This window comes from Pseudohongiella nitratireducens (assembly GCF_001642735.1).
GTDB lineage: Bacteria > Pseudomonadota > Gammaproteobacteria > Pseudomonadales > Pseudohongiellaceae > Pseudohongiella > Pseudohongiella nitratireducens.
Genome location: NZ_LWHM01000005.1, coordinates 41408 through 62746 on the forward strand (window position 1 = coordinate 41408; position 21339 = coordinate 62746).

16 protein-coding genes are annotated in these 21339 nt (G+C 55.4%); 4 read left to right on the forward strand and 12 right to left on the reverse strand.

Translation table 11 applies throughout. From position 1 onward, the window contains the following. The first annotated feature begins 23 nt into the window (after window positions 1-23). Window positions 24-962 (forward strand): copper resistance D family protein, encoded by a 939-nt coding sequence (locus PSCS_RS02650; RefSeq protein ID WP_068810258.1) that lies wholly within the window; start codon window positions 24-26, stop codon window positions 960-962. 125 nt (window positions 963-1087) lie between these two features. Then, the gene (locus PSCS_RS02655) at window positions 1088-2755 is read left to right on the forward strand and encodes a Na/Pi cotransporter family protein (protein WP_068810259.1); all 1668 of its coding nucleotides are present in this window, start codon (window positions 1088-1090) and stop codon (window positions 2753-2755) included. Between the two features lie 124 nt (window positions 2756-2879). Here the strand turns inward: PSCS_RS02655 and PSCS_RS02660 are convergent, their stop codons facing one another. From PSCS_RS02660 to PSCS_RS02705, 10 genes are all read right to left on the reverse strand, one after another. Further along, complete coding sequence (locus PSCS_RS02660) at window positions 2880-4085, reverse strand: multidrug effflux MFS transporter (protein ID WP_068810260.1); 1206 nt, start codon at window positions 4083-4085, stop codon at window positions 2880-2882. A gap of 52 nt (window positions 4086-4137) precedes the next feature. Continuing rightward, window positions 4138-6276: a tetratricopeptide repeat protein gene (locus tag PSCS_RS02665; protein WP_068810261.1), complete on the reverse strand. Its 2139-nt coding sequence runs from the start codon at window positions 6274-6276 to the stop codon at window positions 4138-4140. Next, window positions 6276-7322: an AAA family ATPase gene (locus tag PSCS_RS02670; RefSeq protein ID WP_082866475.1), complete on the reverse strand. Its 1047-nt coding sequence runs from the start codon at window positions 7320-7322 to the stop codon at window positions 6276-6278. The genes PSCS_RS02665 and PSCS_RS02670 overlap by 1 nt, the downstream gene beginning before the upstream one ends. 75 nt (window positions 7323-7397) lie before the next feature. Next, window positions 7398-9608, reverse strand: coding sequence for a transglutaminase-like domain-containing protein (locus PSCS_RS02675; RefSeq protein WP_068810262.1), 2211 nt, complete (start codon window positions 9606-9608; stop codon window positions 7398-7400). Between the two features lie 11 nt (window positions 9609-9619). Then, on the reverse strand, window positions 9620-10918 hold the full coding sequence (locus PSCS_RS02680) for a DUF58 domain-containing protein (protein ID WP_068893765.1): 1299 nt from the start codon (window positions 10916-10918) through the stop codon (window positions 9620-9622). Beyond that, a complete protein-coding gene (locus PSCS_RS02685) occupies window positions 10915-11343 on the reverse strand; it encodes a hypothetical protein (RefSeq protein WP_068810264.1) in 429 nt (142 codons plus the stop codon). Before PSCS_RS02685 ends, PSCS_RS02680 begins: the two co-directional genes overlap by 4 nt. A 42-nt stretch (window positions 11344-11385) precedes the next feature. Then, complete coding sequence (locus PSCS_RS02690) at window positions 11386-13422, reverse strand: TRAP transporter permease (RefSeq protein WP_068810265.1); 2037 nt, start codon at window positions 13420-13422, stop codon at window positions 11386-11388. Window positions 13423-13430: 8 nt separating this feature from the next. Further along, entirely contained in the window at window positions 13431-14489 is a 1059-nt protein-coding gene (locus tag PSCS_RS02695; RefSeq protein WP_068810266.1) for a TAXI family TRAP transporter solute-binding subunit, read from the reverse strand. A 145-nt stretch (window positions 14490-14634) separates the two neighbouring features. Continuing rightward, a complete protein-coding gene (locus PSCS_RS02700; protein ID WP_068810267.1) occupies window positions 14635-15171 on the reverse strand; it encodes a FlgO family outer membrane protein in 537 nt (178 codons plus the stop codon). Further along, complete coding sequence (locus PSCS_RS02705; protein ID WP_068810268.1) at window positions 15168-15872, reverse strand: hypothetical protein; 705 nt, start codon at window positions 15870-15872, stop codon at window positions 15168-15170. The genes PSCS_RS02700 and PSCS_RS02705 overlap by 4 nt, the downstream gene beginning before the upstream one ends. Window positions 15873-16020: 148 nt before the next feature. On the opposite strand from PSCS_RS02705, the gene PSCS_RS02710 reads away from it, so the two are divergent. Beyond that, window positions 16021-18372 (forward strand): SLC13 family permease, encoded by a 2352-nt coding sequence (locus tag PSCS_RS02710; protein WP_068810269.1) that lies wholly within the window; start codon window positions 16021-16023, stop codon window positions 18370-18372. A gap of 53 nt (window positions 18373-18425) precedes the next feature. Here the strand turns inward: PSCS_RS02710 and PSCS_RS02715 are convergent, their stop codons facing one another. Further along, window positions 18426-18899, reverse strand: a complete 474-nt coding sequence (locus PSCS_RS02715) for an NIPSNAP family protein (RefSeq protein WP_229694689.1) — start codon at window positions 18897-18899, stop codon at window positions 18426-18428. 169 nt (window positions 18900-19068) lie between these two features. Here PSCS_RS02715 and PSCS_RS02720 point away from each other — a divergent pair, with 169 nt between their 5' ends. Next, the gene (locus PSCS_RS02720; RefSeq protein WP_068810270.1) at window positions 19069-21099 is read left to right on the forward strand and encodes an SLC13 family permease; all 2031 of its coding nucleotides are present in this window, start codon (window positions 19069-19071) and stop codon (window positions 21097-21099) included. Here the strand turns inward: PSCS_RS02720 and PSCS_RS02725 are convergent. After that, window positions 21096-21323 (reverse strand): hypothetical protein, encoded by a 228-nt coding sequence (locus PSCS_RS02725; RefSeq protein WP_068810271.1) that lies wholly within the window; start codon window positions 21321-21323, stop codon window positions 21096-21098. The genes PSCS_RS02720 and PSCS_RS02725 overlap by 4 nt on opposite strands. Window positions 21324-21339 lie beyond the last annotated feature (16 nt).

Sequence of the window (21339 nt, forward strand, 5' to 3'; positions counted from 1 at the left end):
TTTGATTATCAGACAATCGCAAAATGGCTGTTAACTGGTTACTGGCCGCAGCGCTGGGAAAATGGCTTTTCTACTTGAGCCTGGTCATTTTGCCCGGCTGGCTGTTTTTGCGATTCATCTCTCGTGACAATGACCAGACCTGGCTGGCAAGAGCAGGCTTACTTTTTCTGGTTATTGCCCTGACAGCCTTGTTGGCCTCCTCTCTTCTCCTGATCCAGGTTGGTGAAATCAATCAGCGTGGTGTGATGGGCATGTTTGATCCTGTCATGCGCGACATATTGTTGACTACGCCAAATGGCACCAGTCTGTATTGGCGGCTCGCCGGCTTACTGTTTTGGAGCCTGGCCATAGCAGGTTTGTGGTTGCCCAGGTTGCTGCTGCCCCTGGCCGTTCTGGGCACTGTGTGTTTAGCGGTGTCTTTCGCGGTGACCGGGCATGTTGCCACACTGGCCGGAATCAGCCAGTTATTTATTGTGCTGCACATTGTGGCGGTCACCGCCTGGGCAGGCTCTGTCCTGTTACTCTGCTTCCTGCTTCGGCCCGTGCCAGCAGATGAGCTGGCAACAGAGCAATGGCATGATCTTTTTCGGCAATATGGTCGCCTGGCAGTGCCGGTACTGGCGGTGATGCTGATCTCAGGTGGCTATCTTTACATTCAACTGCTGGGCTGGTCTGTCATTCCGGATCATGCTTATCACTGGCTGATGCTGGGCAAACTGGTACTGGTCGCCATGATGCTGGCTGTGGCTGCCCGCCATAAATTCCGACTGGTACCAGACATTCAACTTGCCCTGATGAGCCCGGGTGTGGATGAGCCGGGTGTCTCGCTCAGGCAAACGGCATTAAGTCGGATGCGAGCTTCGCTGTTCGTTGAGGGGATGCTGGCTGTGGGAATCCTGGCCCTGGTTGCCATCATGACGACATTTGTTGGTCCTCAATCACTGCTGCACCAGATGAATTAATGCCTAATATTTCAAGGCCTTTGCAGGCCAGACACTGAACTGTCAAAAAAGTGTGACAAACTTGGCGTTGTAAATTAAGGTTGCATTGAATAGACTTCGCCAAAATTCACCAGACGTCACTGCCCATGAATCTTTTTGAAATCTCTTATACCGCTATCGGCGGCCTCGCTATTTTCTTCCTGGGGCTCAAATATTTCTCTGAAGCCCTCCAGTCCAGTGGACAAGACGCAATAAGGGGAATTCTGGCTCACTTGACCAGAAACCGCGTTATGGCGGTATTGGCAGGCATCGGTATTACCGTGTTTGTGCAATCCAGTTCCATTTCCACCGTCATGACGGTAGGCCTGGTCAATGCCGGCCTGATGGAGCTGAAGCAGGCCATCGGTGTGATTCTCGGGGCCAACGTCGGTACCACAGTGACCGGCTGGATTATCTCCATCAAGGTAGGCAAGTATGGCCTGCTGTTGATTGGCCTGGGCATTTACCCCATGTTTGCTGCCAAACGGCAGTGGTTGGCAACGCTGGGTAAGACAGCGGTGGCGCTGGGTCTGGTGTTTACCGGCCTGGAGTTCATGAGTGGTGCCTTTGTCCCCCTTCGTGATAATGCGACCTTCATTTCCTATCTTTACCTGTTTGATGCCGAGTCGATCTGGTCACTGTTGGCTTGCATCGCATTGGCCTGTGCGCTGACCGTTGTGATTCAAAGCAGCTCGGCCATGCTGGGTATTACTATTACGCTGGCATCAACTGGCGTGATTGATTTCAATACGGCCGTAGCACTGATTATTGGTGAGAACATCGGTACGACCATTACCGCGCAGTTGGCCTCGATAGGCGCAACGACTTCGGCGGTCAGGGCTGCTCGTGCTCATGCGATCTTTAATATTCTGGGCGCTATCGTCTTTATGGCTCTCTTCCCCTGGTATGTCGAATTCATCGACTGGCTGGTGACAACAGGCGCTGCAGATGCCGTGAACGCGGATGGTGAGCGACCCTACATTGCTTTCCATATTGCCATTGCGCATACCATGTTTAACGTGATCAATGTGGTGATCTGGATTCCGTTGATTGATACGCTGACCAAAACAGTGACATGGCTGGTGCCGCAGAAAGAGAAGAAAGAGCAGCATAAACTGCGCTATCTGGGTAACCGTTCTACGATGGCACCGGAAGTGGCTCTGCAGCAGGCAGATCTGGAAATGGACAACATGGTGGAAATCACCAAGGAAATGTTCCGTGTCTCCCGCGATTATGCCTTGGCTAAAAGCCATGACAAGGAACGTTTTGATCGTATCAATCACCTGGAAGATGTGACAGATAACATTGAAGAGGAGATGATCAAGTTCATCACCATCCTGTTAACTGGTACCGTCAGCCAGGAGCAGTCATCGCGGGCCTATGGTCTGATGCGCATGGCCGATGAGATTGAGAGTATCGCCGACTCCCTGCAGGCCTTCAGTATCTATCAGAGCCGCCTGTTCAAACGCAATGAGGATATTGGTGAAGAAGCCTGGCATGACATTATGGTCTTCTTCAACGAAGTTGAGGCTTACTTCAAGCAATTATCTGATGCCAGAGCCCAGGATCTCGATACAGCGACCATCAAAGAGCGACTCAAGGGCGCCAAATCCATCAAGAAGCTGGGCAAACAAATGCGTGATCGCCACCTGGATCGTCTGCGTGAAGGACATTATCAGGCGGCTACGGCACAAATGTTCAGTGATATGTTTATGGCGCTACAGCGTGTTAAAAACCACTCTGTGAATTACATTGAAGCTTACGCTGGCCTGTAAGCTCTGGTGGTTAGTGAATCAACACAACCCTCTGGCGGTGCAACCGTCAGGGGGTTTTTACTATTGGCAGCAAAAGGGTAGTTTGTCGAAGTCTTGCAGAATACTTCCTGCCGAAGGGTCAACTTTACTGTTTTGCTGTGCTGGTGCTTATACGGCCGGCCAGATAAAAGCTCAGCAGCGAGATCACTGAGGCTGTCAGCATCAATGAGAGCATAGGGTAAATGGTGCCGTTATAGATCAATGCAACCAGCTGTGCGGCCAGTGCTGACAGTCCCATTTGCATAAAACCGGATAATCCCGATGCCGCTCCGGCCATGTCTGGGAATTCATTGATGGCTGCGGCCTGGGCATTCGGCAATGAGATACCATTGCCAAAGGTGCAAATTGATATGGGTAAAAACAGTGCCAATGGGTGAACAACACCTATCAGGTGCAGTGCCAGGGCCGCAGAAATACCAACGATACTGATCTGGCTGCCGACCGCAATCATGCGCCGTCCGTCAACGCGCTTGGTTAACCATCGCGTCAGGTAGTTGCCGCCCATAAAGGCTGCTGGTATGACAATATAATAATAGCCATACTCATTGGGGGGACGTTCAAAGACAGAGACCATGATCTCCGGTGCGGCAGAGATGAAGCTGAAAAACACCACAGAGACAAAAGCGACATTCAGGGCATAAGCACAAAAGCCTCGCGACTTGAGCAAGGTCACGAAACTGTGCAGCATACCTGCACTGCCGGCATCGCGGCTGGCCTGGCTGGCGGTTTCCGGCAGGCTGATCAACAGTGCCAGCATCAGTAGCAGACTGATGCCAGCCATCACATAAAAAATGCTGTGCCAGTCATAGCGCACCAACAGTTCCCCGCCGACCAGCGGTGAAATCATCGGCATCACTACCATCACCATGACCAGTGTTGCGATAATGCCTGCCGCCTGATTGGCGGGATAGACATCACGTACAATGGCACGGGCCAGCACCAGACCCACTGCACCCCCGGCGGCCTGCACAATACGTCCAAAAATCAGCATGCCGATACTGTCAGCCATGACGCAGAGCAGTGAACCAAGAAAGGTAATGAAAATCCCGACCAGCATGACCGGGCGTCGGCCGAAACGGTCGGAAAGCGGGCCGTAGATCAATGTGGCAACAGCGATGGAGAACATTGACAGGCTGAGCGTCAGTTGTGCCGTACCGTTACTGATTTCAAAGGCATCACGAATGGTCGGGATGGCTGGCAGCATGATCTGCATGCCAACTGGCCCCAATGCCGAGACCGAGGCCAGCAAAATAATCATACGCCGGGAAAATCCCTTTACTTCTGAGGTCATAAATCAAGTCTCTCAAGCTGGTGCGGACTGGACAATGGGCAGAAAAAGGCGGTCAGCGGTTTTCGGGTGAGCCCTGCAGGACGGTATCGCGTTGCTGCTGTTGCGGGTTGCGTTGCTGGCCGCTGACAACAACACTGGTACCGAGTAGCGCCAGACGTTGTGATTGTTCGATAGGGTAGTCGAGCCGGAAGGCTGCCATTTGTAATTGTTGGATCAATCGGGCAGCAGGCGCAAGCGTATCATCTGCACTGGGAGCATTGCCAGTATCAGCGCCATTCTCGGCGATCTGTGTGCAGTTGAGCACCAGGCGCTCCACGGTGCGCAGACAGATGGCATCGGATGGGGATGGTGCCAGCTCCAGTAACAGGCCATTCTCTTGCAGCGAAAAGCGCGGCGAAGCGGACAGCCACTGCTGCTGCTCCCGGGCAAAGGCATTATCTGCTCCCGTTAATCTGACGGGCAGAGAAATATCAAGCCGTCGAAACAGGTTCGGGTCCTGTCGATAAACCTCGGCGAAAAGCGTCAGTGCCCGGGCTTGTGATTCAGTACTGCCTTGTTGCCACAGCGTTTGTGCCAGCCGGGCCTGGACACGGGAACGTAGCAACACTTCCTGGCTGGGGAGTTGTCCGATTGCCTGGGCTGCATGCTCCAATAAAGAATCCTGGCGCGACTGCAGGTAACTGACTTCCGTTTGCCAGGCATGGTAATAACCCATGTTCAATGCAAACACGCCCTGGTCTGCTGCTGTGTCCAGCAGTCTTCCCGTGACACCCGCGCCCATTAATGTGACCAGGTCAGGTTCGATCCACTCAGGGATATGCACATCCAGTGGCGCATAAGGGCGCATCCGGTTAATCAGCGTTTCTTCATTGGCAAACAGTGACGCAGCCAGGCGCTCAGAACGCCAGGCGCGAAAACGAGCCGCCTGGGCTTCTACCCAGACCCGTAAATTGCCCGGGAAAGGCGTCACAGCCATTTCTTCGAGTAAACGCTGGTATCGCAGGTTGTGCGCGATACTGTTGATCAGAGCAGCATAAGAGTCTTTCTGAGCTTCGTCAGCCGTGTAGGAGCCGGTTCTGTCGGGCTGGTTCAGTGCTGCCTGGGTGAGCCGGGCGGCATCATCCTGATAACCTGACATGAGCAGGAAGATGGCGCTGACCAGAAAATGATCGGCACGGTTCATGACAGTTATCAGTGCTTCCTGGTTGCCACGCCAGACCATCATGTTATCCAGTGCCTGCCGGGCTTCATCGAACCGGCCCTGATTCATGTAAAGGTAGAGCTTGTTAACCCAGGGGTTGCCGACACTGGTGGGATCCATAAACTCCGTGGCACGATCCAGGTAGTTTTCTGCATTCTGAAAGCGCAACAGGTTCAGTGACACTTCCGAGGCATTGAGCAGGTGCACAGTATCGAGACGCTGCCCTTGGGATTCAGCCAGTTCGCTGTCTTCGTTCATGGCATTTTCGCAGGCCTGCAGAGACTCTGTGGGCCGCAGGTCAGCCAGCTCAACGGCACATAACGTATTCCAGGCACGACTGCGTTCCCTTGGATTGTTGCTGTTGTTCAGCACCTGTTCTGCGCTGGCGCGTGCCTCATCAAAGCGCTTCAGCTTGATCAGCGGCCAGCCGCGGAAGGATTCGGTTTCCTGACCAAAAATCTGTTCCAGCTTCTCCAGGTAAGCCAGCGACTGTTCCTGGTTGCCGATGAGCTGATGCAGATAGGATAGCTCGGTCAAGGTCAGGTAAAACCATTCCAGATTGCCGGATTCAAGAGCCCGGCCTAACGAGTCATAATTGGTCAGTTGCTCTGCCTGGTTCAGGTGGTAAAGCGCCCGGGGCAGGTTGCCTTCTATCTGGGACAGGATTTCTGCCATGGCAAACTGGGCGCCCGGTGAGTCGGGTTGCTCCTGTAGCCACTGCTGCGCCAGTTCCCGTGCCCGCACGTGCTGGTCCAGGGCCAGCGCATCACAAATAGAAAGGGCGGTGGGGTCAGTTATGCCATTGAGTCCGAAGCAGGTGGTGCGGGGGAGGTTCATCGGCACACTCTCCAGCCCGCTGCTGCCACTGTCCTGGGCGTAAAGCACCGAAGATGGCAACGGGCTCAGTAAAGGACACAGTGCTGAGAACAGTACGGTGGCTAATACTGAGGATAGTGCTGTGAAGAATGACCGGACCCACATAACAGGCATCAGGCAGCTGGCTTCATGGTACTGCGTGCCAGTGCTTCCATGGCCGGTTTCATGCAGTCTTTCAGGACAGCATCAAAACTGCCTGCACCCGGGGCCAGTTCGACCCGGTGACCGAGCACGTGCGGCAGCAGGAAGTCGATGTCATCAGCATTGACGTAATCACGGCCACACATCGCTGCGCGGACCTGAAGCGCCGGTAACAATAACACCAGGCTGCGAGTGGAGTTGCCCTGAATCACCCGATCGTCGTCACGAATCTGTCGGGAAATGTCGACCAGACACTGTTTGACGGAATCGGCGATATAGACTTGTTTATCAATGATCTGACGCGCCGCCAGGACATGCTGACGGCTGACCTGGATACGCTTCTGCGGTGACCGGCGCGACTGCCAGGTATCGAGCACGGACAGCTCGGCGTCACGATCAATGTGAGACATGGTTATTTTAAACAGAAAGCGGTCCAGTTGCGGAGTGGGCAATGGATAGGTACCAACCAGGTCAAGCGGGTTCTGGGTGGCGATCACAAAGAACAGATCATTCAGCGGGTAAGTGCGGTTGTCGACAGTGACCTGCTTTTCACCCATGGCCTCGAGCAATGCGGACTGCACTTTCGGTGACGTTCTGTTGATCTCGTCGGCGAGCAGTACGTGTGTGAAAACCGGACCAAAACGAAACTGAAAGGCATTGCTGCCAGCATCAAAAATGGCACTGCCAGTGACATCGGCAGGCAGCAGGTCCGGCGTAAACTGGACGCGGCGGAAAGCCGCAATGGGAACCTCATCGGCAGCTTTGTCGCTGTCTGCCCGATCATCAATGATGGTTTCACCCAGCGCTTTGGCCAGCGTGGTTTTACCGGAACCCGGAAAATCTTCCAGCAACACATGACCATCTGCCATCAGGGCAATTACCACCAGCTCGATGACATCATCACGACCAATGACCTGCTGGCCGACCGAGCTGGCCAAACGACGGAGCACATCACAGGCAGCGGCAATTTTCCCGGACTCCTGATCGGGTGCCTGATGATCAGCGTTTGCTTCTTCCATTGCTTACTCCCACTCCACTTTTCCAAAAATATACGTACTTATTAAAGAATGTCTGCTAAGTCCAGGTGATTTGAATTACCGGCTATGCAGCCAGGGGGCCGGATGCACCCAGGCCAGCAAACGTCGCCATAACGGGACTGTGAGGGCAATTTCATTGCCCAGCTGTTTACGCCATGCTTGCCATGATTGCTGCCCCGGTTGCGTGTCATCACCGGCTGTTGTATTCATGATGGCGGCGCCGCCCGGACGACAAGCATAACCGGGGCTGTTGCTCAGGTGCGCATCAGATAATGTTGCAAATGCTGGTAGCTGGGCCTGATGTCGTCGGGCGAAGGCTTCGCGACTTTCACCGAAGCGACGGTAGATACCCACAGCACTTAAGGTGTCCAGTGCTGCCCGGTATTGCAAGCGGTACTGGGCTGATGCAGGTGACCATGTCGCACAATTGGCCCGGTACAGCCGGAGCAGCCAGGCAGCGAGCAGTAAACAAAGTGCCAGCGTCAGAGCAGGCCTGATTATCATGGCCGGATTCAGCGACCAGCTGCTTTCCTGGGCCGCGACAAAATCTTCGAAGCTGGCATCGTCACGCAGCATGTCGCCGAGCATTTGCTGCAGTGTGTCCTGCGGTTCTGTGGACATATCGACCAGCGTCTGTGAAGGTGCCGGGTCGACAATGACCCAACCCAGTCCTTCCAGATAAATTTCCGGCCAGGCGTGGCCATGGATAGCCTGTACCAGTAATGCTGAGCCGCCGGCCCGATTGCTGGCAGGTACCGAGTAACCCACACCAACGCGAGCCGGTATGCCCAGGCTGCGATACATGTAAGTGGCCGAGTAGGCAAAGTGAACGCAGTAACCGGTCATGTCACCGAACAAAAACGATGCTGCGGGGTCGCTGGCATAGGCATGCTCGTTAGCCAGGCTGTAAATGCCATTGTCGTCGAGCCAGGCTTTGACAGCGAGCGCTTTGGCATACGGGTCATCGGCAAACTCTTCCCGGATATTGGCAATCAGGGATTCCGCTTTTTCCTGGTAGCGCGGGTCATCGGGCAGTTCCAGGTACTTCTGCCATTGCGAGACACTCCATTGAGGCGAGCCCGCATTGCGACCGATCAGGTCGGGGAATTCAAATTCCGGTACCATTGATTCGACGGTGTACGTCTGGCGGAAGCGCATGCTGTTAGGGTTAGGTGTGTTTTCAAAACGCACCGGCGCATCCAGGCCGAAGGGGCTGCGATGCGGTGTTAATAGCCCGATTGTGGTCGTCACGGAACGACGCTTGTCCAGCGCGGGCACCTCGTCAGTGACTGACGTGCTCTGGACGGGGAAGTCACTGACCAGATCCGGATCCAGCCCGGGTGTCTCTGCGGTCCACAATAATTGGCCGTTGAATTCTGAATAGGCCGACTCGCGGAAATAATAGGCACCGCTTTGTGGTTCGTAATCATCGCGAAACAGTACGATGGCGACCGGGGTTTCCTTGTTGTCGGCATTATTATCGCCGTCGCGGAAGGGATTTTCCGGTTGGTTGCTGCGCCCATTTTGACTTTGCCCGGTCAATCCCAGGTCGTCAGTCAGCGGCGGCGTAGGCATTCCCAGCAGACTGATGTAGACCAGCAGCGACAGGCACAACACAGCGAGTGCGGCCAGGTGGTAGGGAATGCGTTTCAGGGGCTGTTCGAGCATTAACAGCAAAGTCAGTGTTAACACCGCTGCTACCCCAGTCCCCATAAACAGGTAGCTGGGATCGAGCCCGCGAATCAGGGCGTAATCACCAATGAAGTAGGGCCGGTCTATCATGCCATTCTGGTGGGCAGATAATGTCAGCACAAATGCGGCTGCCACATACAGCAGTTCCAGTGCAGCGCCCCAGCTGAACCGACGGGAAAGCAGCCGAATGGCGCCGACGCAGCTGACCGACAGGAAGAACCAGAAACACAGCTGGCCAAGCTGAAAGCTACCAAGTGCCCCCAGGGAGTTGGTTGGTGTCGAGGTTTGCACCAGCAGGCTGCTCAGCCACTGCCCGAAAGCAATAAGCAGTGCCGGCAGCAAGAGCAGCAGATAAGTTCGCAAGCGTAATATGCGTGCTGACGCCGGGAGGCTGTCAAATACCATGACGGCCAGCGCAGCGCCAGTAAATGCAGCGGCCGAGCCGGTCGTAGTGGTCATCGGCAAGCTCAGCACGGCACTGGCGCCGCCCAGAATGATTGCCCTGAACAGTCGTTTGCTCAATGACAGCCGGGGCTGTGCCTGAGAGTGAGTGTTTGCTGTCGGTGTCTGCATCATAATCAAAGACGTTAAACTTTTTTCCAGTAAGGATCAAAAGACTGCCCGCTGTCCCGGTCGATCACAATAACCCGTTCACAGCGTTTGGCAAACAGGCGGCTGACAGATTGTAGGCTGTCTTTGTCATAGTGCGAGTCGGCTTTATCGGCCATTAACATCGCCTGCCACCAGGGACGCTGGCCGTCACTATCAAACGCATCTGTCGCCAGCACCAGTGTGAACGGGCTTTTCTGCCGGTTGATGGTATCCAGGAAAGCCTGGCACCAGGGGCCCTGGTGAGCCGAGGCGAAGACCACACAGGCATTGCCAGCCCCCTGGTTGGACTCCATGAAGTGATCGAGCCCATAACCGGGTGGCTGCTGAGGTCGTCTGGAGCCCGCAATCAAGGTTGTTGCCCGGGTGACGGTGTTTGCTGTTTCCTGGCTGCCATCGCAGCCCAATAACCAGTTCTCTCCCAACAGACCGTTTTCTACCGCAAATCTTGCCACGCCGGCAGCAGCTTCATCGTTTGCGTCGGCAATCAGGTAGGCCAGGGTGCGGTCGGAGTGGAACAGGCTTTTTTCGGGTAAGCGCACATTGAGGTGGCGGGTCCGTGCATAGACACGCCACATAATATCCCGAACCGAATCACCAGCAGCATAGCGACGTATGTCCATACGGTCACCCACCGGCGTTCCCGTTTGCCCTGGAATGCCGTCCGCAGCATCCATGGTTCGCAATGCCGGTAACTGTTGCAGTTTGCCCGTACGCGGCAGAATCGTCAGCCGGACCTGTTGCCGTGTCCGCCAGGTGAACCGGGCCAGCCCCAGAACATCACTGAGCGTGAAGTCGCGCTGTAACGATTCGCCGCGACAGCGCCGGGGCGGGGTGATGAACTCGGTTAACCGGCCGGAGTTCTCATCCTGGTGGATGCGGGTTGGCATGTTGTCAGGAGAGACCACCTGCCAGCGTAACTCCATTAACGGCAGCCAGGGCATGGCCGGCAGCTCAAACCCGGTTGCTGCTGCATAGCCTGCTTCCAGCTCGCGGCCAGGCAAGGGGCGGGCCAGCTCGGCCTGCAGCCGGTGGCGTAACCAGATACCGGTGCCGAAGACCAGTACCATGGTGATCAATACAATTGTCACTGCGCAGACAGCCAGGGCAAACACCACCAGGTCCATGCGCTGGTAACCAAACAGATGCAGTGCGGCAAGAGCCAGCAGCAAAACAATGACGCCATTGCCATGCAGAGGAAACCGTCGTGACATACCCCGCCAGCGATCTCCTATGTTTGGCAGGACATTGCGTAGCGATTGTGTCACGGTGCTCAAGAAAGCTCCTTGGATTTGTCTGCGTTTTGCATCGTCGCGCTGCTCGTGCTGGCGCGTTTCAGGCAATCGGCCATAATCTGATTATTGCGACTGTGCACCAAGAGTCGTGCATTCATCAGTTGCGGAATATCCAGCAAAACGGTGGCCAGCATGACCATCCAACCATAGGCGATAAAATCAGTGTAGAGCAACAGAAACAAGGCGGTCAGCGTCAGGGAAAGGTTCATCAGACCCCGTAGCAGACGGCCGAGATAGAAATGATGCAGGCCAAGCGGGAAGGCTATATTAAGCCGCACATAGGTGCTGGGCCGCTTCAGCAGTCGGGCTTCCAGCAAGTCATAACGACGACGCTGGGTCGCCGATAATGCCCGGATACTGTCGCGAAGTTCATGTTCCTCCAGATTCAGCTCTTTTTCGGAAAACATGGATCCTGCTTCCAGGTGAAAACGTAAGGGCTGCGCAGCGCCTTACTGGTGTGTTGTGTCTGGCAGTTTACCTGATTCTTTGCCGGATTCCACACGCTGCCAGATAATCACAGCAGCCAGCAGTACGAAACCGACCAGGTGATAGTAAATGGCAAAGGGCGCCCACATCAGAAGCAGTGCACTGACCGCCAGCATGGCTGCGCTGAGCGGGTTGAGTGGACGATCCAGACGCCACTGCAGTAACCCGGCTGCCGCGTACAGTCCCAGGCAGGACCAGCCGAAGGTGGTGAGTCGTTCCGGCCAGGTGCCGGATATCAGCGGTGAGTAGGCAAACAGAACCGGGATCAAGTACAGGCCTTTGGCCACTTTCCAGGATGTCAGGCCCGTTGCCATGGGTTTGGTGCCAGCGATACCGGCGGCAGCAAAGGCTGCCAGACAGACAGGCGGTGTGACGTTGCTGTCCTGAGACAACCAGAAAATAATCAGGTGGGCGCTGAGCAGCATGCCGGTCAGCAGCTCCGGGCTTAGCAGTTCCTGGCGCAGAATCTGGCGCATTTCCAGTGGCATTTCGCGCAGTGCGACCAATGGGTTGCCGCCAAACAGATCAATGGTGGTGGTCACACTGGAGGGCAGGTTAGGTGAGCGCAAGGCAGCCAGCATCTGGTCCTGGGCGATCAGGTCAAACAAGATTGGGGCGGAGAGGGTTGCCAGAACAATGTAAGAGGCGGTCACGGGCAGTCCCATTCCCAGCACCAGCGAGGCAATGGCGACCAGGGCCAAAGCAATCAACAGGTTACCTCCGGCCCAGTCCACAATCATCAGCGAGAAAGCATTGCCCACACCAGTGGTGGTAACTACATTGATTATCAGACCTACGGCAACCAGCAACAAAGCGGTTGCAGTCATGGTTTTCACACCATCCACAGTGGCTTCAAAAATATCGTCCCATTTCATTGGGGTCGCTGAGACCCAGGAAGCCAGAATCACCGCCAGGATAGCCACTGCGGCAGCACGAATCGGGGTGTAGCCCATTACCAGCAAGGCGACCAGCACACCTAAAGGAATCAGAAAATGCCAGCCCTGTTTGAGGACACTGAGCACACTTTCGCGCTGCTCAATGGTGTCGGCGTGCAGACCCAGGCGTTTGGCTTCGATGCGCACAAAGAACATCACGGTCAGGTAGTAAAGCAGCGCAGGCAGTACTGACAGGGAGATAATTTGCAGGTACGGGATTTGTGTGTAGCTGGACATCACAAATGCCCCGGCGCCCATGATGGGGGGCATTAATGCGCCGCCTGTTGAGGAGGCGGCTACCACGCCAGCAGAAAACTGGGAATTGAAACCGGAGCGTTTCATCATCGGAATGGTAATGACACCGGTTGAGACTGTGTTGGCCACGGCTGAGCCGGACACAGAACCCATTAAACCTGAGCCCACGACAGCAACAAAACCGGCGCCACCGGTAAAGCGACCCGCAAGGCAGCGTGCCAGGCTGACGATAAAATCACCGGCGCCGGAGCGCAACAGGAATGAACCGAACAAGATGAACATGAAGACGAATGAGGCGGAAATATTGGCGGTCAGGCCAAACATGCCTTCCTGGCTGAAATAGCTCCGGTACAGCACGGTTTCCAGGCTAAGTCCGGGGAACTGGAAAACCCCGGGAATATAGCGGCCCAGGAAAAGAATGTAGCTCATGGCGATGATGATCAGCACCGGCATGAACCAGCCCGTTGTGCGACGGGTGAACTCAATAGCCAGCAACACCGCCATAGCGGTAAAAACGTAGTCACTCAGAACAAATTCGGCTTCCCTGGCATAGAGTGCATCCTCAAACAGAATCAGGTAGGCCGTCACGGCAACACCGGCCAGGGCCAGCACAATATTCAGTACCTGTACCCACAAATCAGGCTTGCGGCCGTTGATGCCGGTTTCATTGGCAGTCAGGGCACACAGCGCGACAAAGCCACCAAAGTGAATGGCAGAAAACCACAGTTCAGGGATAGTGGCAAACACGTTGACGTAAATGTGGAACAGGGCGAACGCAAAGGCCGCCCATTTCAGCCAGGGAGTGTTCATGTCAGGACTCAGTGCATGCTTGTTTGAAGGTTGCTGTTGCTGTCAGAAACCGGGCGGTCGTCACCAGGCAGAATCAGGTGCGGGGCGATGTCCAGGCCGATTTCACGATAGTAACGGATAGCACCGGGGTGCAGGGGGGCTCCCAGACCACGAACGGCGCGCTCGATTTGCATATCCTTGGTGGCGGCATGAATCTCTTGCAGCGCGCCAAGGTTTTCCCAGATGGTTTTGGTGATGTGATAGACCGCTTCTTCGGGCACATCGCTGCGCACTGCCAGCACATTAGGGCTGGAGATTGAGCGGACCAGTGCTGGCTGGTTGGGGTAGGTGCCCTCCGGTAATTCATACCAGTCCCAAAGATCATAGCGGGAATTGATTTTTGCCAGGTCGTCTTCAGTAAAACTCAGGATGCTGATCTGGTCACCCATTTGCGCATAGGCCTGGGTGATTGCGCTGACCGGGGCACCAGCGGGGATGTTCATGCCAACGATATTGCCGTCCTGAATGGCGTTGGCAGTACCACCATAGCCCATCCAGGCCAGTGACATCTTTTCCTGATAGTCGACTCCCAACTGATCGAGAATATAACGACCGGTCTGTTCTGCACCGGAGTTTCTGGCCCCCAATACGAACCGCTCGCCATCGAGGTTGTTCAGGTCTGACATGGTGCCGCTTTCTGCCAGCTCTGACATCAGCACAAAATGTTCGACGTTATGCCATACCGCAGCCACCGAGCGCAGTTCGGTTTGCGGGCGACTGATCGGACCTTCACCGTTCCAGCCCCAGGCCGCAAACGGTCCCTGCAATAAAGCAAACTGGGCCTGGTTGTCGCGTAACAGTTTGATGTTTTCCAGCGATCCGGCGGAACTGATGGCGGAGAGGCTGACGCCTTCACGCGGGGCCAACTGAGACTTGGTAATCGTGGCGATGGCCACGCCGATTGGGTAGTAAGCACCGCCGGTGGTAGCGGTAGTCAGAATATAGGGACGCTGCTGGGAGAGCTGTTCAGAACAGCCGGCCAGCAGCGCACAAAGTATGAATATTCTTATCAATCGTTGTTTTATCATGGCGCGATATAATCATATTTGCTGATAAACCTCAATCACTCCGGGATAGATTGAACAGCCCGTCAGACGGGGTGTCTGGCTGGGTGCGGCGCAAATACTGGCTTTGTTGATATTGGGGGCTTGTCGAAGAGTACGCCCGTTCGATTCAGAACGGCGGTCGCAGCAGGTCACGCATGTCCCGCGTGATTGGAATGGCATAATCATAAGAGGCGACAATAACGCTGCTGTTGCTGCGTACCAGTTTGGCAGTAACAAACACGTTATTTCCGGCCACAGCGTAGGTACCTACCAGTACGATAGGAGCATTGTGGGTCTGGGAGATCTCGTTAAGTTCGCGGGAAAGCAGAAATTCACCCTCGCTGGCATCGATGTAGACACTCTTGCGTAACAGCATCTCGACAAAGTCATAACCCTGCAGCGTAAACTGCGACACCAGGTGCTGTGTTGCCATGCGCCCGAAATTGGAGGATTGCTCCAGATGGTTTATGTCAGCAAAAGAGGCTGCAATCATGCGAGCTCCCGGTTGCAGCTCCTGCCCGGCCATGGTGATCAGGTATCGTGCTGCGTCATGGTGAGAGGCAATGACACGATTATTTGAGGTTTTCACGCCGCCGCAGGCAGTCAGCGCGATGACTGCCAGCAGCAGGCAGGTTGGCTTCAAGCGTAATGACAGGTGAATCATGGGGCGCTCACCGCATAGTGTGGTGACGCTGGTGATTGCGAGACGACCGGGAAGGTTCTGCCCTGATTCTGATATTGCTGCATATCGTCGCCGTTAAAGTAATACACATGCGAATTTGCTGCGACAATATGCTCAGCATCCTGAAGCTGACTGTGAATGATCACTTCTGCGATGCTGCTGTCGGTGTCCCGCCAGAGTGCCGCAAAAACGTCCAGTCCCAGTGCCAGGGGGATCAGCGCATATTCCTGGTTCGTCCAGTTGCGGACATTGGCGGAAGCGGTAGCGATGGCAATCCAGGCTGATGCCGTGCCGGGCCTGGGTAACCAGTCGCGATCCGTTTCACTGTGCTGGATCATCTGCAGATTGTAATCCAGGTAATGCGAGGCAGCTGCGGGTGACAAAGCAACCTGTATGCCAGAGTCGACCAGCGCGGCAGTGAGCATGCGCCGGTATGCCTGCTCAAACGGGCTGCTTTCCTGTCCAGCCTGGCGTATCGCCACGCTTGCCTGTGGTGGCAGGGCTTCGGAGAGGCTCTGTACTTCATTGTCTGCCATTAACTGCCAGTGCGCAGCCGAGCGGATATGGTTCTGTTGCACGGCCGGAAAATTAATGGCACGCGGATGTGGTGGATAACCACTATTACAGGCGACGAGTGCCAGGCTGGCAGCCAGCAATATTGCGATTTGTTTCATCCCGGTCATGCATTGATTCCTTGCTTGTTATTAGAGTTATCGGGCGCAAAGGCAAAGACTTAAGTTGTATGACCCTGATGCAGCTATCACGGGATGCAAAATGCGAGCTTCCGGAGTATGCTGACAGATGAAAGTCCATGGATGACAAGGATATGGCGTGACACTGGAAATAGCGTTGGTGTTGGGGATTCTTCTGGTGGCAATTGTGCTGTTTGCCACCGATGCCTTGCGCATGGATGTTGTCGCTTTGTTAGTGCTTTGTTCATTGGCGGTGACCGGCCTGGTGACGCCGGAGGAGGCTATTTCCGGCTTTAGCCATCCCGCCGTGGTCACGATCTGGGCGATGTTCATTCTCAGTGATGGCCTGACACGCGCCGGCATTGCCGATGTGCTTGGGCAACGTGTCATCCGGGTGGCCGGACATAGCGAAGTTAAACAGGTCGCTACTTTTATGCTGCTTGCCGGTGCCATGTCCGGCTTTATGAATAACATCGGCGTGACGGCATTATTGCTGCCCGTTGTGGTCAGCGTGGCCCGCCAGACCGGGCTGACGCCCTCACGCCTGCTGATGCCCATGGCATTTGGCTGCCTGCTTGGTGGCGCTCTCACGTTAATCGGTACCCCTCCTAACCTGCTGGTGTCTGCCACACTGGAAGAAGCCGGTTATGAAGGTTTCCATTTTTTTGATTTCACACCCGTTGCTGTGCCTGTGCTGCTGGCCGGTACTGCCTTCGTTGCGCTGGTTGGTCGCCACTGGCTGCCTGCCCGTGACCCGGTTGCCGAAACCGGTCACGCCGCCGGTGACCTGCATGACATGTACAGCCTGCAGGAACGGGTCTTTGCCGTTGAAGTGCCCGAAGACTCCCTGCTGGTTGGCAAGCGCCTGGGTGAGACCGGGCTGACCGCCGCGGCGGGTCTGATGATTATTGCCCTGAATCGCAACAATCAGACCCAGGCTCTGCCATCTTCGGTCACCCGGCTGCAGGCTGGAGATGTGCTGCTCGCCCAGGGGCGTCTGGATCGGTTCAAGCGCCTGCGACAGTGGAGTGAGCTGAGCATTGTGCGCGAAGCGCCGGTCATGCACGATCGGCTGCTGGAAGATGCTGCGCTGTTTGAAGCAGAGCTGGCGGAAGGCAATCCGCTGGTGGAGAAGCCGCTGAGTCCAGGCGAGTTTCATAAATTGACCGGTGGCTGGCTGCTGGCTGTCCTGCGTGGTGATACGGTGCGTCGGACGCACCTGTCTGACTATGAGCTGCGAGCCGGTGACAAGTTGCTGATGCAGGGTGATGAGCGTGCCAGAAAAGTCATAGAGTCGCGCTATGAATTCAGTGAAACCAAAACGCTGGACAAAGAGCATGTGCAAAGCCGCTATCAACTGGATGAACGTCTGTTTGTGCTAAAAGTGCCAGACTCAGCGGAGCTGGCCGGTAAGCAGGTAGCGGACATCAAGCTGGGTAAGGCTTTCGACCTGCGGCTAATGGCACTATTTCGTGAGGGGGAATTCACCCGGCCATTACCGGCATCACTGGAACTTGCCTCTGGCGACCTGTTGCTGGTGCAGGGGCGAGCCCAGGACTTTGATATGTTGCGTGGCCTGCAGCAGGTCCATATTCTGGATGACGCGACCCCTTATCTGAAGGTGTTTGAACGCGGCAAGCTGGGCATGGTTGAGGCCATCATGCATCCGCATAAGTGGATTGCCAACAAGCGCGTTGCTGACCTGAAACTGCGTGAAGCCTGGGAAGTTGAAGTCGCGGCACTGTGGCGTGAAGGTCGCCCTTACCGCTCAGGGCTGAAAGACATGATTCTTACCCGGGGTGACGCTTTATTGCTGGTGGCGCCGATGCAACGGCTGGCGGAACTGAACAAGAACAAAGACCTTATCATCCTGAACCCGGTATCCGCTCCGCAAATCGACAAGCGCCGCGCACCGGTTGCCGTCAGCAGCATGTTGCTGGTGGTGTTACTGAGTCTGCTGGGCTGGATGCCAATCTATATTGCCGCCCTGATAGGTGCCACGTTAATGGTGTTGGGACGATGCCTCAGTATGGAACAGGCCTACAAGGCCATACACTGGCGCTCGATCGTGTTGCTGGTGGGCATGCTGCCACTGGGTGCCGCCATGCAGGGTAGTGGTACGGCCACTTTTATCTCGGAAAGTTTGTTGCAATGGACCGGGCACTGGAACCCCTGGCTGACCATCGCACTGCTTTACTTCCTGTGCGTGCTGGGGACGTTAATTATTCCGGTGATTGTGCTGGTTGTACTGATGGCGCCTATTGCTGTTTCTATCAGTCTCGGGATGGGGGTTGATCCGCACGCTGCGGTGATGGCCATCGCCCTGGCAGCATCTGCCAGTGTCGCCAGCCCGGTGGCCCATCCCACCAATGTGCTGGTGATGGGTCCGGGTGGTTACCGTTTTATCGACTTTATGAAACTGGGACTGCCATTAACGGTTTTGGTCTTTCTGGTGGGCGCCATCGTCATGCCCATTGTATGGCCACTGTAATTTTCAGTGCGCTGAATACGTTTCGCTGTGATTGATGGAAGCCCTGAGGACGATTATTCCAGCATGGGTGAAAAATCAGTCATGGTCATGTATTGGCGAACCACACTATCCAGTATCGGGCCGTTTCGGTTCGAGGCTTCATTGACTTCATGCCACTCAGGGTCGGCCCCGAATGCCTGCCAGGATGCCTGTGCTGCTGCCATGCTGTCATGCTTGAGAATATAGATGAGCGTGTCGTCCGCCAGTTCCGGATCCAGAGGCACCCAATATGCGACGTTCGTCATGCCGTGTTTTTCAAAAATACGCATGGTGTGATCACGAAAGCGCGTCAGCAGGTTGTCCAGGTTACCGGGGGTTGATGTGTAAGTACGAAGCTCGTAAACCGGGCCATCGTCCATCTGTGCCTGAGCCAGTCCGGGCAAAGTGAGGCAGGACAGGCTCAGTAGTGCGATAGTCAGCAAGTGACGCGGCATGTAGCGTTGTAAGTGGCGTAGTAAGTGATTGGGTCGCATGGCAAACGTCTTCATTAACAGTCCCTCCAAAGGGCATTTTTATTGTCGTCGTGCTGGCAGATTAGCAAAGCGTTTACAGCAAGGACAAGTGGAATTGAGATTACTCACGAGATGGTTGTGAGGGGAACAGCCATGGTGTGTAATGGCAGTCAATCAGGTGTAGCAGGACAGGATGTTTGTAGTTATGGCTCAGGATCAATTAATTATCATCGCTATACTGGCCTTTAGTATGGGCATGTTCATCTGGGGGCGCTGGCGTCATGACATGGTTGCCGGAGCTTCATTGCTGGCCTGTATCCTGACCGGGCTGGTGACGCCGGAAGATGCCTTCAGCGGATTTTCCCATCCTGCGGTGATCACCGTCGCCTGCGTGCTGGTGATCAGTTATGGCCTGCAACAAACCGGTGCCGTTGATGTGCTGACCCAACGTCTGCTGCCTTCCTCTGCGGGCCCCACTCTCAGTATTTTTGCACTGACAGCACTGGCTGCGGTGTTATCAGGCTTCATGAACAATGTCGGTGCACTGGCCTTGTTGATGCCTGTTGCCATTCAGATTGCCGTCAATCAGGGCCTGCCACCGGGGCGGGTGCTGATGCCACTGGCTTTTGGCTCCATTCTCGGTGGCACCATGACACTGATTGGCACCCCGCCCAACCTGATTGTTTCCGGCTTTCGTGACCAGGCCGGGATGGGTGCGTTTGGCATGTTTGATTTTATGCCGGTCGGCGTGTCCATCACCCTGGCCGGGGTAGTGTTTGTCGGTCTGCTGGGATGGCGCCTGGTGCCGGCAAGAAAGCAGGCGGACACTGCCAGCTTTGAAACAGGCACCTACCTGACCGAAGTCCGTGTGATGGCTGATAGCAAGGCTGCTGGGATGACCTTGCGGGAAGTCGAAGCCAAGCTGGAAAAAGAAGATGCGCAGATAGTAGGTATGGTTCGTGGTGAAATGCGGGTGATCGCACCTTACTCCCGGCGCTTGCTGCGTGCCGACGATATTCTGGTGATCGAGGCCGAGCCGGAATCACTGGGCGCAGCACTGGCTACCGTTGGTCTGAAGCTGGAAGCCGAAGTCATGGCTGAGAATATGCCTGATGAGCCAGTGGAAGCAGAGGCTGACAAGCCCGCTAATGAAGCTGCTGATAAGGTGACGAAAAAGGCCGCCGGTAAAAGCACCACGCGCATGAACCGGCGCGGACGGCCGGTTGCGGTCAAACCTGAGCGCACGCCGCCCAGTGTGCTGGCTCGTACGGGTGAGCAAACGGCTAAGAAATCAACTGGCAAGACAGATGGCTCAGGAGATGGCAAAGACACTGACAGTGGCAAAGAGGCGGAGGAGTCAAAAGGGCCAAGCAAACACGATGAACTGGTTATCCAGGAGTTGGTTGTGATGCCTGATTCGCCGATGCTGAACCGGACTGCGTCTGATATTGAGTTACGCACCCGTTACGGTATCAATTTGCTTGCAGTGTCACGCCAGGGGCGACGCTCCGTAAAGCGTCTGCGTTCTACTCCGGTGCAAGGTGGCGATGTGCTGCTCATGCAAGGTGTGCCTGAAGCGGTATCCGGATTTGCCAATGACTATCGTTGTGTGCCGTTGGCTGAGCGCGATATTCGAGTACCGGTAAAAGGTCAGGCAGTACTGGCTGGCAGTATTTTCCTGATTGCCATTGCGCTGACAGCAACAGGGGTATTGCCGGTCGCGATCTGTTTTGGCATGGCGGTACTGGCCTATATGGCCTTGAAGATCGTGCCTCCCCGTTCTGTTTATACCGCGATTGACTGGCCGGTGATTGTCCTGCTTGGTGCCTTGCTGCCAGTGGCAGGAGCCATGGCTTCGACGGGTACAGCCGATGTGCTGGCGCAGGCGATGCTTGACTGGGTGGCACAGGGTAACCCGGTGGTTGCGCTGGCACTGGTGCTAATCATCACCATGACGCTGTCAGACTTCATGAACAATGCCGCCACTGTGGCTGTCATGTGTCCGCTGGCCATCAGTATTGCCAGCCAGCTGGGTGTCAATCCTGACGCCTTTCTGATGTCGGTTGCGGTTGGCGGCTCCTGTGCGTTCCTGACGCCGATCGGGCATCAGAACAACACATTGATCCTGGGCCCCAGTGGATTCAAGTTCGGTGATTACTGGCGGCTGGGCTTGCCGGTGGAAATTGTGGTGGTCGCCATAGGCCTGCCCGTCCTGTTGTGGGCCTGGCCGCTTTAACTGTCCTTTGTTGTCTTGTCGTGCGAAGCAGGGACTTCAGATTCGGCGCCACGCATCAACTGCCAGGCACCGCAAAACACCAGTGTGACCAGGCTGATGGCCAGCACAATGGCCAGACGATAAGGGATAGGGATAACGAGGTCGCCATAAGCTTCAGCGGCCATTGCCAGCGCGTTCACCACGATCAGTGCGATGAACAAAGTTAACCAGATGGTTTTCTTCATCTTGCGGCCTCATTGC

Bases quoted from the DNA above. Each gene is read 5' to 3' on its own strand.
- PSCS_RS02650 (WP_068810258.1), top strand. From the start codon at position 24: ATGGCTGTTAACTGGTTACTGGCCGCAGCGCTGGGAAAATGGCTTTTC.
- PSCS_RS02655 (WP_068810259.1), top strand. From the start codon at position 1,088: ATGAATCTTTTTGAAATCTCTTATACCGCTATCGGCGGCCTCGCTATT.
- PSCS_RS02660 (WP_068810260.1), bottom strand. From the start codon at position 4,085: ATGACCTCAGAAGTAAAGGGATTTTCCCGGCGTATGATTATTTTGCTG.
- PSCS_RS02665 (WP_068810261.1), bottom strand. From the start codon at position 6,276: ATGCCTGTTATGTGGGTCCGGTCATTCTTCACAGCACTATCCTCAGTA.
- PSCS_RS02670 (WP_082866475.1), bottom strand. From the start codon at position 7,322: ATGGAAGAAGCAAACGCTGATCATCAGGCACCCGATCAGGAGTCCGGG.
- PSCS_RS02675 (WP_068810262.1), bottom strand. From the start codon at position 9,608: ATGATGCAGACACCGACAGCAAACACTCACTCTCAGGCACAGCCCCGG.
- PSCS_RS02685 (WP_068810264.1), bottom strand. From the start codon at position 11,343: ATGTTTTCCGAAAAAGAGCTGAATCTGGAGGAACATGAACTTCGCGAC.
- PSCS_RS02690 (WP_068810265.1), bottom strand. From the start codon at position 13,422: ATGAACACTCCCTGGCTGAAATGGGCGGCCTTTGCGTTCGCCCTGTTC.
- PSCS_RS02695 (WP_068810266.1), bottom strand. From the start codon at position 14,489: ATGATAAAACAACGATTGATAAGAATATTCATACTTTGTGCGCTGCTG.
- PSCS_RS02700 (WP_068810267.1), bottom strand. From the start codon at position 15,171: ATGATTCACCTGTCATTACGCTTGAAGCCAACCTGCCTGCTGCTGGCA.
- PSCS_RS02705 (WP_068810268.1), bottom strand. From the start codon at position 15,872: ATGACCGGGATGAAACAAATCGCAATATTGCTGGCTGCCAGCCTGGCA.
- PSCS_RS02715 (WP_229694689.1), bottom strand. From the start codon at position 18,899: ATGAAGACGTTTGCCATGCGACCCAATCACTTACTACGCCACTTACAA.
- PSCS_RS02720 (WP_068810270.1), top strand. From the start codon at position 19,069: ATGGCTCAGGATCAATTAATTATCATCGCTATACTGGCCTTTAGTATG.
- PSCS_RS02725 (WP_068810271.1), bottom strand. From the start codon at position 21,323: ATGAAGAAAACCATCTGGTTAACTTTGTTCATCGCACTGATCGTGGTG.